The organism is Mycobacterium colombiense (assembly GCF_001953985.1).
In the GTDB taxonomy this organism is placed as follows: domain Bacteria; phylum Actinomycetota; class Actinomycetes; order Mycobacteriales; family Mycobacteriaceae; genus Mycobacterium; species Mycobacterium colombiense_B.
The window spans coordinates 67,318-82,918 of sequence record NZ_MBEI01000079.1; the positions used below are offsets into that span (position 1 = coordinate 67,318).

The following is a 15,601-nucleotide window of genomic DNA, read 5'->3' on the forward strand; positions in this document are numbered from 1 at the left end:
GGCCGGTCCGGTGGCTACCAGACGTACGGCACCAGCCGGTAGCGCACGCGGTCGGCATATTCGCGGTATCCGGGCAATTCCCGGAGAAGCAGCTTTTCCTCATCGCGGATGCGCAGCGTCAGTCCGATGGTGCCCGGGATGATGAAGAGCAATCCCCAGTACGAGCCGAGCGCCAGGGGGATGCCGATCATCATGATCACATTGCCGACGTACATCGGATGGCGCACGAATTTGTAGAGGCCGTCGGACACGACAGTCTGGCCGCTTTCCACCGTGACCGTGGCGCCGGCGTAGCTGTTCTGGACGATCACCAGCATGGCGATGCCGAGGCCCGTCGCCACCAGCACGTCACCGAGCACCGACAGCCACGGCGGCACCGACGACCAGCCGAACCGATGATCGAGCGCGCTGAACACCATCGTCGCGAACAGGCCGAGAAACGACCCGGCGATGATGAACTTCTGAGCCTTCCGGGGCTCGGCCCTCGGGCCGGCGCGCATGCGGCGCTGCAAAGCCGCGGGATTGGCCCGGGCCAGGTAGACCGTGGGGACGATGGTCGCCACCGTGAACACGGCGATGAAGACCCACGCCTGCCAGTAATGCAGGGTGCCGGCCGGCAGGAGGAGGATCAAAATCCAGGAGAGAATGCCCCAGAGGGATGTCGCCGTTATTCTGATCCCGGTTTTCATTGCCCTCCTAGCAGCGGAGATCGCGGCGCCGAAAAACTATGGCACCCAGAGCCACCAACCCTACGTCTATGGCCAGTAGCCATAACAGTGGTACGACGGTGAAATCTGAGCCGATTCGCGGAATGTGCGCAAACGGTTCCAGGTCGAGTATCCACTGCGAGAAACCGGCCAACGACCCGATCAGGTACAGCGCCACGAAGCCGATCAGCGCACCCCACGCCACCGGCGTCAGGCGCGGCGCAAAGCCGAACACGCAGACCGTCACGGCCGACAACAGCCATACGGCGGGCAGTTGGACGGCCGCGCTGGCAACGACCATGGGCAGCTTGGCGCCGACATCGCCGGCCGCGACCCCGTAGACGACGCCTGCGGTCAGGCCGCTGGCCAGCATCGCCGCCGCGGACCCGGCAAGCGCGGTCACCAAATGACTTGTCAGCCAGCGGGTTCGCGACACCGCGCCGGCCAGCACCGTTTCGGCGCGCTGGCTCGATTCTTCCTGGTGCAGCCGCAACGTGAGCGAGACGGCGAACGCGGCGGCCACCATGCCCATCATGGAAAACGCGACGGCGATGAACGCCTCCTCGAGGGCGCTGGTGCCGCCCATCCGCGCGACGATGTCGCGCGCCACGCCGCTGTCGCCCAGCTCGTCGCCGATGCCGTGCACCACGCTGCCGATCAGCAGGCCATACAGGCACAACCCAGCCGTCCACAGCAGCAGCGCGGCGCGGTCCAGCCGCCACGTCAGCCCGAACGCGTTGCCCAGCGCCGGCGCGGCGTCGGCGGGGCCGGGCCGCTCCGCGATCAGCCCGGCGCCGACGTCGCGCCCGGCGAGCAACCGATACGCCAGCACGGTCAACACGGCCGTCGTCACCAGGTGCAGCACCAGCACCCACCAGCGGTCGCCCGCGTACGGTTTGACCTGCAGCGACCATCCCAGCGGCGAGAGCCACGACAGCGTGCCGTCACCGGCGTCGCCGACGGCACGCAGGGTGAACGCGGCGCCCAGTACTGCGAACGCGGCACCGCGGGCGAACCGGGCGCTCGGCGACAGCTGCGCGGTCACCGCGGCGACGGCGGTGAACACCAGGCCGGAGCAGGCCAGCGCCGCCCCGAAGGCCAGCGACCCGCCGGCCGGGACGTCGGTGCTCAGTAGGCCGGCCGCACCGATCACACCGGTGGCGATCGATGCTCCGAACGACAGCAGCAGCGCCGCGCTCAGGCTGGCGTAGCGGCCGATCGCGGTCGAGTCCACCAACTCGGTGCGCCCGTTCTCCTCGTCGGCGCGGGTATGCCGGATCACCGTGAGGATGACGGCCACCGCGATTAACACGTGGAACATGCCGGCTTTCCAAATGCCCACGGCGCCAAGGCTGTCGTTGTACACCTGGCCGTAGAGGGCGCGCTGGGCCGGGCTGGCCATGATGGAGGCCGCGAATCCGGCGCGGGCGGGCGCGGTGGGGTAGACCTTTTCGATGCTGCCGACGTACACCGTGGCCAACGGTAGCGACAGCAGCAGCACCCACAACGGCATCGAGACGCGGTCGCGGCGCAGGTAGAGCCGCAGCATCGCGAGCGTTCCGGAGAAGCTCGAACTCCCAAGCGGCGCAGGCGATGCCGACGCGAAAGGTCGGTCCAGCGTGGTCGTGCTCATGACAGCGAGACCTTCGCTTCGTCGCGTCCGTGCCGACCGTCGCCGCCCGACGTGTCGTAGTGGCGCAGGAAAAGCTCTTCGAGGGTCGGCGGCTGGCTGACCAGGCTGCGCACCCCGGCGTCGCCGAGGACTCGGATGAGCTCGCCCAGGCTCTCGCTGTCCACCTGGGCGCGCAGTGTGTTGCCTTCGACGGTGATGTCCTCGACGCCCTTGATGCGCCTGAGATCACCTGGATCGCCGGTCATTTCGGCCTTGATCGAGGTGCGGCTCAGGTGCCGCATGGAGTTAAGCGAGCCGCTTTCGATGGTCTTGCCGGCGCGGATGATCGTGACTCGCTCGCACAACGCTTCCGTCTCGGCCAGGATGTGGCTCGACAACAGCACCGTCGCGCCCCGGTCGCGGGCCTGCGCCACGCACTGCTGAAACACGTTCTCCATCAACGGGTCCAGGCCGCTGCTCGGCTCGTCGAGGAGCAGCAGCCTGGCGTGCGACGAGAACGCCGAGATCAGCGAGACCTTCTGGCGGTTGCCCTTGGAGTACGTGCGAGCCTTCTTGTGCGGGTCCAGGTCGAAGCGCTCGATCAGCTCGGCGCGGCGCTTCGTGTCGATGCCGCCCCGCATGCGGGCCAGCAGGTCGATGGTCTCACCGCCGGTCAGCGACGGCCACAGGGTGACATCGCCTGGCACGTAGGCGATTTGGCGATGGAGGTCGACGGCCTGGGCCCAGGGGTCGCCACCGAGCAGTCGCACGCTGCCGCCGTCGGCCTTGACCAGGCCCAGCAGGATGCGGATGGTCGTCGACTTCCCGGCGCCGTTGGGCCCGAGGAACCCGTGGACTTCGCCTTCCCGCACCGTGAGGTCCAGGCCGTCCAGCGCCCGCACCACACCGAAATTCTTGGTGAGGCCGCGGATCTCGATGGGCGCGACACCGGTGGCGTTTTCAGTTGGCATCAGATTCTCCTTGATCTTCAGCGGCCAGGAATGCGTCGTACATGGTCCGGTCGGTCAGCAGCCCCTCGGTGTAGACCTCGAGCGCGGGCAACACCATGTCACGCGAGTAGTCGCGCAGCACCGCCCGCAGATCCGTTGGTGTTTCATGCATCTGGATGTAAAGCAGGAAGCCGCCGCCACCGGTGATGGCCAGATACCTGGCCCTGGCCTTGGGGTCGCGGCTGGGCTTGATCGTCCCGGCGCGCACGCCCTCTTCCATGTATTCCTCGGCGTTGTCGATCATCTTGCGCCACAACATGTTTGCCAGGTCGCCGCCGGCCTGCATGCTGCGCACCAGATACGCCATCAGTGGCGCGTATTCCTCGATCTCGGCCATCTGGGCGAACCACGTGGCCGGGTCGTTGGACTGCAGTGCCTCCGACTTGGTGCCGCGAATCGTTTCGGCGATGTAGTCCTCGCACGCCTTGCGCAGACCGTCCTTGGAGCCGAAGTGGTGAATAACCAGTGCGGCGCTGACGCCGGCTGCTTCGGCGATGGTGCGCAACCCCACGCCGAACCCGTGCTCGCCGAATTGTTCGATGGCCGCGTCTCGGATCCGCGCGGCTGCGGTCAAGTCGGCTGAACGCATGTTCAGTACGCTAAACGCACGTTCAGTGCGCGGTCAAGGACGACACGCGTCAAGAATCCATAAAGATGTGGACGACCCGGAAACGGTCAGCGCCGAAGCGGCGGGATGCAGAAAACTCAAGGCGAATCAGTCGCGAACGGCGGCTAGGATGCCGTCGCCGAGCGGCACCAGTGCGGGGGTGAGGCGCTCGTCCTCGGCGATCAGGCGCGCCGCCTCCCGCACCGCGACGACCTCGGCGTCGCGGGCAGCCGGATCACCGGCCCGGCCGCCCAGCGCGGCGCGATGCACCACGATCACGCCACCGGGGCGCAGCAGCCGCACGCCCTCGACCACGTAGTCCGGCTGATCGACCGGGTCGGCGTCGATGAACACCAGGTCGTAGGACTCGTCGGCGAGCCGGGTGAGCACCTCCTGGGCGCGGCCACCGATCAGCCGGGTGCGCGACGGGCCGATGCCGGCTTCGGTGAACGCCTGCTTGGCCAGCCGCAGGTATTCGGGCTCGATGTCGATCGTCGTCAAGACGCCGTCGTCGCTCATGCCGGACAACAGCCACAGCCCGCTGACGCCCGCGCCGGTGCCCACTTCGGCGATGGCCTTGCCGCCGCTCAGCTTGGTCAGCAGGCTCAGCAATGCGCCGACCGCCGGTGTCACCGCGCCGGCGCCGATGTCCTCGGCCCGCTCCCGCGCGGCCGCCAACAGCGCGTCTTCCGATATCGAGCTTTCGGCGTGCGCGAAGAGCGATTCGGCCCGGCTGGGCGCTGCCTGGCCGGGGGCTTCTGCGTCGATGCCGTCCATGCGGGCAGCGTATTCCACTTCGGCGCGCAGTCCGACAGGCGCGCCTGAATCAGATCGGGGTGACACGCCCAACGGTCCAACTGCGTTTAAGGTCACTGCGCGCTGGATATCTCCTGCACAGCGCAGGTAACGATACGGTTTCTCAGGGTCAGCTCAGATTGTTCATATACCGCACATACTCCGGTACGCGACGGTAGGCCCTATGGATCGCGGAGGGCGTTGGACCGGGAATACCGAATGGGAACTACCTGTTGGCACCAGTGACGAAGTGCCATTGTTCGGCACGCCGGATTCGGAGGATTTGATCATCACCACGCTTCTCAGCCCGTCCAGCATGTCTCATGCGCAGGAGCTCCCCGCCGACGAGTGGGTGGAGCCGTCCGACGCGCTGCAAGGGACCGCGGTGTTCGACGCGACTGGCGACAAGGCGGCCATGCCGTCCTGGGACGAGTTGGTGCGCCAGCACGCCGACCGGGTGTACCGGCTGGCCTACCGGCTTTCCGGCAATCAGCACGACGCCGAGGACCTCACCCAGGAGACCTTCATCCGGGTCTTCCGGTCGGTGCAGAACTACCAGCCGGGAACGTTCGAAGGGTGGTTGCACCGCATCACCACGAACCTGTTCCTCGACATGGTGCGCCGGCGCTCGCGCATCCGGATGGAGGCGCTGCCCGAGGATTACGAGCGGGTGCCCGCCGACGAGCCGAACCCCGAGCAGATCTACCACGATTCGCGGCTGGGCCCCGACCTGCAGGCCGCGCTCGACTCGCTGCCGCCGGAATTTCGTGCCGCTGTCGTGCTGTGTGACATCGAGGGTCTGTCCTACGAGGAGATCGGTGCCACGCTGGGCGTCAAACTGGGGACCGTCCGCAGCCGCATCCACCGCGGCCGCCAGGCGCTGCGGGACTATCTGGCCGCGCACCCCGATCACGACGCCGTGCGCGCCAAGTCGGCGTAATCGCCGAGCGCCCGCCTAACGTTCGGGCAGCTATTCAGCCGCATTGCGGTCTTGGCCTCGGCATCGCGCGCCCTCTCGCGTTACATTCGAATAAGGCGGCGTTAAGAAATGCATGGCGAGGAGTTGGTGATGCCCGATCGTGGACATGTGTTCCGCCGCGCGTTCTCCTGGCTCCCCGCTCAGTTCGCCTCCCAGAGCGACGCCCCCATTGGGGCACCACGCCAGTTCGGGTCCACCGAGCACCTGTCCGTCGAAGCAATCGCGGCGTTCGTCGACGGCGAGCTCCGGATGAACGCGCACCTGCGGGCCGCGCATCATCTGTCGTTGTGCGCCCAGTGTGCGCGCGAGGTCGAGGACCAGAGCCGGGCGCGCGCTGCGCTGCGTGATTCGCGCCCCATCCGCATCCCCAGCACGCTGCTCGGCATGCTCGCCGACATTCCCTACGAGTCGCCCGACGACTCCTCCGCGCAGGCAATCGACCGCTTCGCCGACCGTGACGGACGTGAGCGGCGCAAGCGCCGGTAGCGTCCAGTCCACCCCACACGCGCGTTCATGCCGACCGACGGCGCGCCATGGATACTAGGGTGGACACGGACAACGCCGGTGCCGCGAATTTCGCCCGGTAAAGGCCTGTCTCGAGCGCTCAAGTAGAGGATCCAAAAGGGATAACGTGACCTCCGACCAAGGCTACGACCAAGCAAAAGACAGCGGCAACCGCTTAGCGCCGCGCCCCGTCTCGCGTCCGCCGGTCGACCCCGCATCGACCCGGGAGTTCGGTCGTCCCGCCGGGCTGCGCGGGTCGTTCGTGGCCGAACGGGTCCGTCCGCAGAAGTACCGGGACCAGGCCGAATTCCGGCCGAGCAACCGGCCGGCCGACCCCGTGCTGCAGGAGGCTTTCCACCGGCCCGACGGCAGCCCCGACTCGCTGCAGCGCCATCCGGTGGACGCCAACGCGCTGGCCGGCGAGAAAAACGGTGTGGGGCCCGACGGGCAAGACGATCCCTGGCGAGACCCTGGGGCCGCGGCGGCATTGGGCACGCCGGCGGTGGCGCCGTCGCGATCCGGGACCGCGCTGGGCTACGGCGGCAAACTGGGCGTGCGCGACGTGTTGTTCGGCGGCAAGGTCTCCTACCTCGCATTGCTGATCCTGCTGTTGATCGCGTTGGTCATCGGCGTGCTCGGCGGTGTGATCGGTCGCAAGACGGCCGAGGTCGCCGAGGCGTTCACCACCTCGAAGGTGACGCTGTCGACCAATGGCAACGGCGAAGCGCCGGCCGGCCGCTTCGCCAAGGTGGCGGCCGCGACGGCGGGCGCGGTGGTGACCATCGAGTCCAAGAGCGACCAGGAAGGCATGCAGGGCTCCGGCGTCGTCGTCGACGGCCGCGGCTACATCGTCACCAACAACCACGTCATCTCCGAGGCGGCGAACAACCCCAGCCAGTTCAAGACGACGGTGGTGTTCAACGACGGCAAAGAGGTGCCGGCGAATCTGGTGGGCCGCGATCCCAAGACCGACCTGGCCGTGCTCAAGGTCGACAACGTCGACAACCTGTCGGTCGCGCGCCTCGGCGACTCCGACAAGGTGCGGGTGGGCGACGAGGTCCTGGCCGCGGGTGCACCGCTGGGGCTGCGCAGCACCGTGACGCACGGCATCATCAGCGCGCTGCACCGGCCGGTGCCGCTGTCGGGGGAGGGCTCGGACACCGACACGGTGATCGACGCGCTGCAGACCGACGCCTCGATCAACCACGGAAACTCCGGTGGTCCGCTGATCGACATGGATTCCCAGGTGATCGGCATCGACACGGCCGGTAAATCGTTGTCCGACAGCGCAAGTGGGCTGGGCTTCGCGATCCCGATCAACGAGGCCAAGCAGGTCGCCCAGACGCTGATCAAGGACGGCAAGATCGTGCACCCGACGCTGGGCGTCAGCACCCGGTCGGTGAGCAACGCGATCGCGTCCGGCGCCCAGGTGGCCAACGTCAAAGCGGGCAGCCCCGCGCAAAAGGGCGGAGTCCTGGAGAACGACGTCGTCGTCAAGGTCGGCAACCGCAAGGTCGCCGATGCCGACGAGTTCGTCGTCGCGGTGCGGCAGTTGACCATCGGCCAGGATTCGCCGATCGAGGTCGTCCGCGACGGCCGCCACGTCACGCTGACCGTCAAGCCAGACCCTGACCAAAGCTGATGTTCGGCAGCCTGAGCTGGGAGCACATGCTCGTCCTCGTCGTGGTCGGGCTGGTGGTCCTTGGGCCCGAGCGGCTGCCAGGTGCCATCCGGTGGACGTCCAACGCCTTGCGTCAGACGCGTGACTACCTAAGCGGTGTGACCAGCCAACTGCGCGAGGACCTTGGTCCCGAGTTCGACGATCTGCGCGTCCCGCTCAGCGAACTGCACAAGCTGCGGGGCATGACACCGCGCGCGGCGCTGACCAAGCATCTGCTGGACGGCGACGACTCCTTCCTGACCGGAGCCTTCGACAAACCCGCGAATGGCGCCGCGCCGCAGACCCCGCACCCGGCCCCGCACCCGGCGAACGGCCAGGCGCTGACGGCCGAACAACAGGCCGGCGGTCACACACCGTTCGACACCGACGCGACCTGACGGCCATCAGCGGCCGCGGGTGGGTCAGCGCCGGGTCGGATCGAGCCCCAGCGATACGCCGGCGAGCCCGCGCTTGCGCGACGACAAGCTGTCGGCCACCCCGCGCAGCGCCTTGCCCACCGGCGAATCGGGTGCGCTCAGCACCAGCGGCGTGCCGGAATCACCCGCCGCCACCAGCTCCGGATCAAGCGGGATCTGCCCCAGCAGCGGCACGTCGGCGCCGACCGCCCGGGAGAGCCGCTCGGCCACCTGCTGGCCACCGCCCTCACCGAACACCTGCAGCGTGGAGCCGTCGGGCAGGGTGAGCCCGGACATGTTCTCCACGACGCCGACGACGCGCTGACGGGTCTGCAGCGCGATGCTGCCCGCCCGCTCGGCGACCTCGGCCGCGGCCAGCTGCGGCGTCGTCACCACCAGGATCTCCGCGTTCGGAATCAGCTGCGCCACCGAGATGGCGATGTCGCCGGTCCCCGGGGGCAGGTCGAGCAGCAGGATGTCCAGATCGCCCCAGTAGACGTCGGCCAGGAACTGCTGCAGCGCGCGGTGCAGCATCGGCCCGCGCCACACCACCGGGGTGTTGCCCTCGGTGAACTGGGCGATGGAGATGACCCGGACCTCGTGCGCGATGGGCGGCAGGATCATCGACTCGACCTGGGTGGGCCGCTCGGTGGTGCCCATCATCCGGGGGATGGAATGGCCGTGGATATCGGCGTCCAGCACACCGACCGACAGGCCGCGGGCCGCCATCGCCGCCGCCAGGTTGACGGTGACGGTGGACTTGCCGACCCCGCCCTTGCCGGACGCGACGGCGTAGACCCGGGTCAGCGAATTCGGTTGTGCGAACGGGATAACGGGCTCGCGCGCGTCGCCGCGCAACTGCTTGCGTAGCTCGGTGCGCTGCTCGTCGTTCATCACGTCCAGGGTGACCTTGACCGCGCCGGTGCCCGGGACGTCGGCGACCGCCTGGCTGACGCGGTCGCTGATCTCGGTTTTCTTCGGGCAGCTGGCGGTGGTCAGGTAGATCGCGACATGCACCGCGCCGTCGGGCTCGGTGTCGACGCTCTTGACCATCCCGAGTTCGGTGATCGGACGCCGCAGTTCGGGGTCGATCACCTTGCCCAGGGCGGTGCGGATAGCCGCGCTCAGGTCGGCTGCTGAATCGGAAGAGTCATGGCGGGACATCACCGCCGAGTGTAGGCGTGCGCGACGATGCCGTTTTGCGGCGTCCCGCCGGGCTGTTTGGTGGGCCGGTCAGTTCGCCGGACCGGGTCCCGCCGGCTTCGGCTTCAGCGCGCCGGGAGCCGCGCCCGACGGGCCGGCGGGCTTGGGCGCCGGCGCGGCCTGCGAGGGTCCGGCGGCCGCGGGAGCCGGCGCCGCGGCCGGGGGAATCGGCGGGGGTCCGGCGTCCGGGGGCGGCGCGCCGAACGGCGGCGGCGCCGGGGGCGCGAACGGTGCCGGAGGCGCGAACGGCGGCGGAGGGCCGGCGGGAGGCGTGCCCTGCGAGCCGATGCAGATCACCGTGCAACCGGGAAGCTGGGCCGGCGCCTGCTGGGGCGTGGGCGTCATCCACGGGAACATCGGCGGGGGGCTGACGAGTGCCGGGCTGCTCAGGTCGATCAGCGGAATGCGCGCCAGCGGGTCGTCCAGCGGCAGGCCGTTGATGTTCATCGGCAGGTTGGGGCCGAGCCCCTCGGGGTGCTCGAGGTGCGCGTCGCCCAGCGGCGGCGGCGGTCCGGTCATCGGCGGCAGGTCGACCGGCACGACGCCGGTGGCGTAGGCCGCCGCCCAGCCCAGCACGTTCTGCGCGTAGGGCATCGAGTTGTTGTAGCGCAGGATCGCGGTCAAGACCTGCGTCTGATCACGCAGGTTGAGCCCGCCGCTGCACAGGTAGCGGGCGGCCGCCAGGGTGGCGTCGAAGATGTTCTGCGGATCCGCCACGCCGTCGCCCTTGCCGTCGGAGGCGTAGCGTGCCCAGGTCCCCGGCAGGAACTGCATCGGTCCCATCGCGCGGGCGTAGGTGACGCGGTTGCCGGCGCTGCTCTGGATGATCGTTTCGTTGCCGGGCAGCGTGCCGTCCAGCGACGGTCCGTAAATGGGGCTGATCGCGGTGCCACGGGCGTCGACCGCACCGCCGCCCGCGTGGCCCGATTCGATGCGTCCGATGCCGGCCAGCAGGTTCCAGCTGACGCCACAGCCCGGGGCGGCGGCGGCCATCTTCTGTTCCGCGCTGCGGTATGCGGCCAGCGCGATGCTCGGAATGCCCAGTGCGCCAGGCGCGTTGACGATCATCGCCGGCGGCGGCGCGGACAGTGCGGGCTCGGCGACGTGGAAGACGGTCGGGCCGCGGTCGACCGCGACGACGGCGGGCCCGGTGAGGTCGGGGATGGTCGGCGAGACCGCGGCCACCGGGGTGACGGCGGCATGCCGCGACGGCATTCGCACCGGAAGCGGAGGGGCCGCGGCGCTGACCGCCCCCGCGAAGACCAGTGGAGTAATCATTGCTACGCCGAAAATCGGCTTGCGCGTGTTCCGAAGTGCTCGCTGCCGCTCAGTCGCGGCGGCGGGGCTCTCACCCCGGCTTCCCCCAATGCGCACTCGACCGTCCTAGGTGTGAGCTGGGCTTACTTTCGTTAGCTCGGTGAACCAGATCACCATACATAACTCTTGTGACACGAGTGGCGCAATGGTCCAAACGGTTCTCACCTGGATTTCTTAGCCGTGCGCTCCAGGCCGTCGCCGCCCTGAATCGCGTCGCCGTCCGCGGTTTCGGACAGCAGATTGGTCAGCAGTTCGCGCACGTCATCGAGCTCGTGACGCAAGTATTCGCGGGTCACGCCCTCGCCCACGGCCAGCCGCAGCGCGGCCAGTTCGCGGGCCAGGTACTCGGTATCGGCTTTGGTTTCGGCGGCGCGACGACGGTCTTGCTCCAGTGCGACCCGGTCGCGGTTCTCCTGGCGGTTCTGCGCCAACAGGATCAACGGGGCGGCGTACGCGGCTTGGGTCGAGAAGGCCAGGTTCAGCAGGATGAACGGATAGGGGTCGAAGCGCTCCGCGACCGCGATGAGATTGAATGCGATCCACATAATCACCACGACCGTCTGGATCAGCAGGTAGCGACCGGTGCCGAAGAAGCGCGCGATCGACTCGGTGATCTGCCCGACGGCCTCTGGGTCCAGCCGCGGCGAATACCTGCGCGACGTCCGCGGGGTGTACAGGCCCCGCGGGGCCGAGGATTTACTCACTCGGGTCCTCCCAGTCCATTGGTCCGGCCGGCGGCGTCGAACTCCTGCATGTCCACCCGCCAGTCGTGCGGCAGCAAGTGATCGAGCAGGTCGTCCACCGTTACCGCGCCGAGCAGATGATTCTGATCGTCGACCACCGGTCCGCACACCAGGTTGTACGCGGCCAGGTAGCGGGTGACCGCACCGAGCGGAGTCTCCGGCGTCAAGGTCAACAGGTCGCTGTCGACGATCCCACCGACCAGGGCCGCCGGCGGCTCACGCAGCAGTCGTTGCAGGGGAACGCAGCCCAGGTAGTGGCCGGTGGGGGTGGCCGTCGGCGGGCGCGCGACGAACACCATGGACGACAGCGCGGTGGTGAGTTCGGGGTCGCGAACCCGGGCCAGCGCCTCGGCAACGGACGTGTCGGGGGTCAGCACCACCGGGTCCGATGTCATCAAGCCGCCGGCGGTGTCGGGGGAATGCGCGAGGAGCCGGCGCACCGGCTCGGACTCATCGGGATCCATCCGGGTCAGCAGCATCTCGGCGTCGGTCGGGTTCAGCACCCCGAGCAGATCTGCGGCGTCGTCGGGATCCATCTCCTCGAGCACGTCGGCGGAGCGTTCGGTGCCCAGCTGCGACAGCACGTCGGCCTGATCCAGTTCGGGCAGCTCCTGCAAGACGTCGGCCAGTCGGTCGTCGTCGAGCGCCTTGAGCACCTCGTAGCGCCGCTTGACCGGCAGCCCGCGGATGGCATCCGCCACGTCGACCGCCCTGCGGCCCTCGAACTGGTCCAGCAGTTGGGTCACTCCCTGGCCCGGCAACGCCAGCGCCGACGGGGTCAGGCCCTGCACGTTCTGCCAGTCGACGACGTGGACGGGGCCGCGTCGTCCCAGCCGCCTCGGCACGCGGACGGCGACCCTGGTGACCATCCAGTCCCGAGTCCTGGTCTGTTCGATCCCCAGGTCCGTGATGACCACGTCGAGGCCCGCCAGCTCCGGCAGATCGGGGTCCTTCACCTTGACTTGCGTGTCGAGCACCTGGCCCATCGCCAGCACCTCGCCGGGCCGCTGCACGAAATGGCGCAGGGACACGCTGCCGGTGCTCAGCGTCACGGCGTTGGGTTCGATGGAGGCGACCCGCAGGATCGGGATGAAGATGCTGCGCCGCGTCGCCAGGTCGACGACCAGCCCGAGGACGCGCGGTTGCTGGCGCACGATGCTGATGCTGATCACGACATCGCGCACCCGCCCCACGGATTCGCCGAGCGGACCCAGCACCAACATCCGCGACAGCCGCGCGATGTACACCCTGTTGACCGATCCCATGGAGGTAAAGCCTAGGCAGCCGTCGGCCCGATGGCCGACAACCCGGGCCCGGCGTCGCTGGGTCTGACGCGTGGCGACCCGCTGCGCCCGGCTGCGCCGCGCGTGCGATCGCCCCGGGCCTGACGCGCTAAAGCGCGTGCAGCCTGAAGATCACGATCACCAAAATCACCACCAGTGTGGCGATTCCGATGACGATGCCGGCCACCGCCAGGCCGAAGCCGTCCTGGCGAGTCCGCTTGATCTGATCCAGGGCGATCGCGCCCAGCACTATGCCCACGATCGAGCCGATGCCGCACAGCAGGCCGGTGAAGGCCGCGATGAGCGAGGCGATCGCCAGACCGTTCGTCCCGGCCCGGTGGGGTCCCGGGGGGCCGTAGCCACCCTGGTAATCCGGCGTCGGGTAGTAACCGCCCGGATAGCCGGGGGGCCCGTAGGTGGGCGGCTCCCAGGGCGCGGTCGCGTCCGGCTGGTCGGCGGCATCGCCGCCGGCGGCGGGCCGGTCGGCCTTCTCGTGGTGGCCGCCCTCGCCGAAGCCGTCTCCGGGAGCTGTCATGGTGTTCAACCTAGCCCATGCGCAGGTGGCGGGTGGCGCCGCGAATCGCCGCCAGGCGCACGAAGCTGCCGCGGCGGGTGGGGGCCCATCCGGAACGAAATCCCGGCTCGTCGTGGCACCGCGACCGGATCCGCGTCGCCGGGCGAACCGTGTTCACGCAGGTGACGCGACGTCGATGGATAGGGTGAGGAGGCCCTGAGATGAAACGACGGCCGAGGCGGAGGACAATGAGCGGCGATGACTAATCCTTTCCAGCCTGGGCAGGTTCCCGGCGCCACGCCTCCGGGTGGGGCGGGTCGCCGCGGGCCGGGGCTGCCGACGCCGCCGCGGGGCTGGCCGGTCGGGTCCTATCCCACCTACGCCGAGGCGCAGCGCGCGGTCGACTATCTATCCGATCAGCAGTTCCCGGTGCAGCAGGTGACCATCGTCGGTGTCGACCTGATGCAGGTGGAGCGGGTCACCGGCAGGCTGACGTGGCCCAAGGTGCTGGGCGGCGGCGTGCTGAGCGGGGCTTGGCTGGGGTTGTTCATCGGGCTGGTGCTGGGCTTCTTTAGCCCGAACCCGTGGGGGGCGCTGGTCACGGGTTTGGTCGCCGGCGTCTTCTTCGGGCTGATCACCTCCGCTGTTCCCTATTCAATGGCCCGTGGCACAAGGGATTTCAGCTCGACCATGCAATTGGTAGCCGGGCGCTACGACGTGCTTTGTGATCCGCAAAACGCAGAAAAGGCGCGGGACCTGTTGGCGCGCTTGGCGATCTGAGGCACGCGAGAGGCGTGAATTAGTGGTGAGTCGTCGCGGGCGCGTGCGCCGGATGGGCGCAATCGCGCTGGCGACGGCAATCGTCGCCGCCGCGGCATCGGCGTGCGCGTCCGGAAGCCACGGGCTGGTCATCAGCTTTTACACGACGGCCGCCGACGGTGCGACATTCACCGCGGTGGCCCAGGACTGCACGAAGCAATTCAACGGCCGCTTCGCCATTCAGCAGATCAGTCTGCCCCGGGCGCCCGGCGAGCAGCGTCTGCAGCTGGCGCGCCGGCTGACCGGCCGCGACCGCACCCTGGACGTGATGTCGCTGGACGTGGTGTGGACGGCCGAGTTCGGCGAGGCGGGCTGGGCGTTGCCGTTGTCCGACGACCCGGAGGGGCGGGCCGAGGCCGACGCCACGGTGGACACGTTGCCGGGCCCGCTGTCGACGGCGCGCTGGCAAGGCAAGCTCTACGGCGCACCCGTCACCACGAACACCGAATTGCTTTGGTACCGGCCGGATTTGGTGACCCAGCCGCCGCGAACCTGGGATGCAATGGTGTCCGAGGCCACCCGATTGCACGACGCGGGGCAGCCCAGCTGGATCGGCGTGCAGGCCAACGAGGGTGAAGGCCTGGTGGTCTGGTTCAACACGCTGCTGGTGAGCGGGGGTGGACAGGTGCTCTCCGACGACGGCCGCCGCGTCACGCTCACCGACACGCCGGCGCACCGGGCGGCCACTGTCACCGCGCTGCGCGTCCTCAAATCCGTGGCCCTCGCGCCGGGAGCCGATCCGTCGATCAGCCGAACGGACGAGAGCACCGCGCGGTTGGCGGTCGAACAAGGTCGGGCGGCGCTCGCCGTCAACTGGCCGTACGCGCTGGCGTCCATGCTGGAGAACGCGGTGAAGGGCGGGGTGCCCTTCCTGCCGCTCAACCGGAATCCGGAGCTGGCCGGCAGCATCAACGGTGCGGGGACGTTCGTGCCCAACGACGAGCAGTTCCGTATCGCTTATCAGGCCAGCCAGAAGGTTTTCGGCTTCGCGCCGTATCCCGGTGTGGCACCGGGTCGTCCGGCCAAGGTGACTATCGGCGGGGCCAACCTGGCGGTGGCCAGCACCACCCGGCACCGTGCCGAAGCCTTCGAAGCCATTCGCTGCCTGCGTAACATGGCGCACCAGAAGTACGTCGCGATCGAAGGCGGCCTGCCCCCGGTGCGCACCACGCTGTATTCCGATCCGCAGTTCCAGAGCAAGTATCCGATGTACACGATCATCCGCCGGCAGCTCACCGATGCCGCGGTGCGCCCGGCCACGCCGGTCTATCAGGGCGTGGCCATCCGGCTCGCGGCGACGCTGAGCCCGATCGGCCAGATCGACCCCGAGCGGACCGCCGACGAGCTCAGTACCCAGGTGCAGAAGGCGATCGACGGGAAAGGGCTGCTGCCGTGACGCGCTCCGGCGACCAAACCCGCACCGCGCCAGCGT

17 protein-coding genes are annotated in these 15,601 nt (G+C 68.8%); 6 read left to right on the forward strand and 11 right to left on the reverse strand.

Translation table 11 applies throughout. The features are described 5' to 3' along the window. Positions 1-14: 14 nt before the first annotated feature. The 5 genes from A5732_RS24370 to A5732_RS24390 form a co-directional block, all read right to left on the reverse strand. Positions 15-689 carry a methyltransferase family protein gene (locus A5732_RS24370; protein ID WP_076056067.1) on the reverse strand — a complete coding sequence of 225 codons (675 nt, stop codon included), beginning with the start codon at positions 687-689 and terminating at the stop codon, positions 15-17. Positions 690-696: 7 nt separating this feature from the next. After that, complete coding sequence (locus A5732_RS24375) at positions 697-2,340, reverse strand: ABC transporter permease (protein WP_142256672.1); 1,644 nt, start codon at positions 2,338-2,340, stop codon at positions 697-699. Beyond that, on the reverse strand, positions 2,337-3,290 hold the full coding sequence (locus tag A5732_RS24380; protein WP_076056071.1) for an ABC transporter ATP-binding protein: 954 nt from the start codon (positions 3,288-3,290) through the stop codon (positions 2,337-2,339). The genes A5732_RS24375 and A5732_RS24380 overlap by 4 nt, the downstream gene beginning before the upstream one ends. Continuing rightward, positions 3,280-3,918, reverse strand: coding sequence for a TetR/AcrR family transcriptional regulator (locus tag A5732_RS24385; protein ID WP_076056073.1), 639 nt, complete (start codon positions 3,916-3,918; stop codon positions 3,280-3,282). Before A5732_RS24385 ends, A5732_RS24380 begins: the two co-directional genes overlap by 11 nt. 126 nt (positions 3,919-4,044) lie before the next feature. Next, positions 4,045-4,713 (reverse strand): O-methyltransferase, encoded by a 669-nt coding sequence (locus A5732_RS24390; RefSeq protein ID WP_076056074.1) that lies wholly within the window; start codon positions 4,711-4,713, stop codon positions 4,045-4,047. A gap of 202 nt (positions 4,714-4,915) precedes the next feature. On the opposite strand from A5732_RS24390, the gene sigE reads away from it, so the two are divergent. From sigE to tatB, 4 genes are all read left to right on the forward strand, one after another. Next, on the forward strand, positions 4,916-5,671 hold the full coding sequence (sigE, locus tag A5732_RS24395; protein ID WP_076103529.1) for an RNA polymerase sigma factor SigE: 756 nt from the start codon (positions 4,916-4,918) through the stop codon (positions 5,669-5,671). A 129-nt stretch (positions 5,672-5,800) separates the two neighbouring features. Beyond that, a complete protein-coding gene (rseA, locus tag A5732_RS24400) occupies positions 5,801-6,196 on the forward strand; it encodes an anti-sigma E factor RseA (protein WP_170880157.1) in 396 nt (131 codons plus the stop codon). A gap of 145 nt (positions 6,197-6,341) precedes the next feature. Next, positions 6,342-7,856 (forward strand): serine protease HtrA, encoded by a 1,515-nt coding sequence (htrA, locus tag A5732_RS24405; RefSeq protein ID WP_076056078.1) that lies wholly within the window; start codon positions 6,342-6,344, stop codon positions 7,854-7,856. Next, positions 7,856-8,272, forward strand: coding sequence for a Sec-independent protein translocase protein TatB (tatB, locus tag A5732_RS24410; RefSeq protein ID WP_076056080.1), 417 nt, complete (start codon positions 7,856-7,858; stop codon positions 8,270-8,272). The genes htrA and tatB overlap by 1 nt, the downstream gene beginning before the upstream one ends. A 24-nt stretch (positions 8,273-8,296) precedes the next feature. On the opposite strand, the gene A5732_RS24415 is transcribed toward tatB, so the two are convergent. From A5732_RS24415 to A5732_RS27425, 6 genes are all read right to left on the reverse strand, one after another. Continuing rightward, complete coding sequence (locus A5732_RS24415; RefSeq protein ID WP_139334781.1) at positions 8,297-9,454, reverse strand: Mrp/NBP35 family ATP-binding protein; 1,158 nt, start codon at positions 9,452-9,454, stop codon at positions 8,297-8,299. 69 nt (positions 9,455-9,523) lie between these two features. Next, entirely contained in the window at positions 9,524-10,867 is a 1,344-nt protein-coding gene (locus tag A5732_RS24420; RefSeq protein ID WP_178413061.1) for a lytic transglycosylase domain-containing protein, read from the reverse strand. A gap of 104 nt (positions 10,868-10,971) precedes the next feature. After that, positions 10,972-11,514 carry a DUF1003 domain-containing protein gene (locus A5732_RS24425; RefSeq protein ID WP_076103530.1) on the reverse strand — a complete coding sequence of 181 codons (543 nt, stop codon included), beginning with the start codon at positions 11,512-11,514 and terminating at the stop codon, positions 10,972-10,974. Beyond that, the gene (locus A5732_RS24430) at positions 11,511-12,818 is read right to left on the reverse strand and encodes a magnesium transporter MgtE N-terminal domain-containing protein (RefSeq protein ID WP_076056084.1); all 1,308 of its coding nucleotides are present in this window, start codon (positions 12,816-12,818) and stop codon (positions 11,511-11,513) included. Before A5732_RS24430 ends, A5732_RS24425 begins: the two co-directional genes overlap by 4 nt. Positions 12,819-12,945: 127 nt before the next feature. After that, positions 12,946-13,371: a DUF4190 domain-containing protein gene (locus tag A5732_RS24435; protein WP_081396091.1), complete on the reverse strand. Its 426-nt coding sequence runs from the start codon at positions 13,369-13,371 to the stop codon at positions 12,946-12,948. A 10-nt stretch (positions 13,372-13,381) separates the two neighbouring features. Then, a complete protein-coding gene (locus tag A5732_RS27425; protein WP_171975091.1) occupies positions 13,382-13,528 on the reverse strand; it encodes a hypothetical protein in 147 nt (48 codons plus the stop codon). A gap of 80 nt (positions 13,529-13,608) precedes the next feature. Here A5732_RS27425 and A5732_RS24440 point away from each other — a divergent pair, with 80 nt between their 5' ends. Both A5732_RS24440 and A5732_RS24445 read left to right on the forward strand, forming a co-directional pair. Beyond that, positions 13,609-14,130, forward strand: a complete 522-nt coding sequence (locus A5732_RS24440) for a general stress protein (RefSeq protein ID WP_065054053.1) — start codon at positions 13,609-13,611, stop codon at positions 14,128-14,130. A 22-nt stretch (positions 14,131-14,152) separates the two neighbouring features. Beyond that, positions 14,153-15,565 (forward strand): extracellular solute-binding protein, encoded by a 1,413-nt coding sequence (locus tag A5732_RS24445; protein ID WP_076103532.1) that lies wholly within the window; start codon positions 14,153-14,155, stop codon positions 15,563-15,565. Positions 15,566-15,601: the final 36 nt, after the last annotated feature.

Excerpts from the sequence above, each read along its gene's own strand:
- A5732_RS24430 (WP_076056084.1), bottom strand. The coding sequence starts at position 12,818 with ATGGGATCGGTCAACAGGGTGTACATCGCGCGGCTGTCGCGGATGTTG.
- A5732_RS24370 (WP_076056067.1), bottom strand. The coding sequence starts at position 689 with ATGAAAACCGGGATCAGAATAACGGCGACATCCCTCTGGGGCATTCTC.
- A5732_RS24380 (WP_076056071.1), bottom strand. The coding sequence starts at position 3,290 with ATGCCAACTGAAAACGCCACCGGTGTCGCGCCCATCGAGATCCGCGGC.
- sigE (WP_076103529.1), top strand. The coding sequence starts at position 4,916 with ATGGATCGCGGAGGGCGTTGGACCGGGAATACCGAATGGGAACTACCT.
- A5732_RS24440 (WP_065054053.1), top strand. The coding sequence starts at position 13,609 with ATGACTAATCCTTTCCAGCCTGGGCAGGTTCCCGGCGCCACGCCTCCG.
- A5732_RS24390 (WP_076056074.1), bottom strand. The coding sequence starts at position 4,713 with ATGGACGGCATCGACGCAGAAGCCCCCGGCCAGGCAGCGCCCAGCCGG.
- A5732_RS24385 (WP_076056073.1), bottom strand. The coding sequence starts at position 3,918 with ATGCGTTCAGCCGACTTGACCGCAGCCGCGCGGATCCGAGACGCGGCC.
- rseA (WP_170880157.1), top strand. The coding sequence starts at position 5,801 with ATGCCCGATCGTGGACATGTGTTCCGCCGCGCGTTCTCCTGGCTCCCC.
- A5732_RS24415 (WP_139334781.1), bottom strand. The coding sequence starts at position 9,454 with ATGTCCCGCCATGACTCTTCCGATTCAGCAGCCGACCTGAGCGCGGCT.
- A5732_RS24375 (WP_142256672.1), bottom strand. The coding sequence starts at position 2,340 with ATGAGCACGACCACGCTGGACCGACCTTTCGCGTCGGCATCGCCTGCG.
- tatB (WP_076056080.1), top strand. The coding sequence starts at position 7,856 with ATGTTCGGCAGCCTGAGCTGGGAGCACATGCTCGTCCTCGTCGTGGTC.
- A5732_RS24435 (WP_081396091.1), bottom strand. The coding sequence starts at position 13,371 with ATGACAGCTCCCGGAGACGGCTTCGGCGAGGGCGGCCACCACGAGAAG.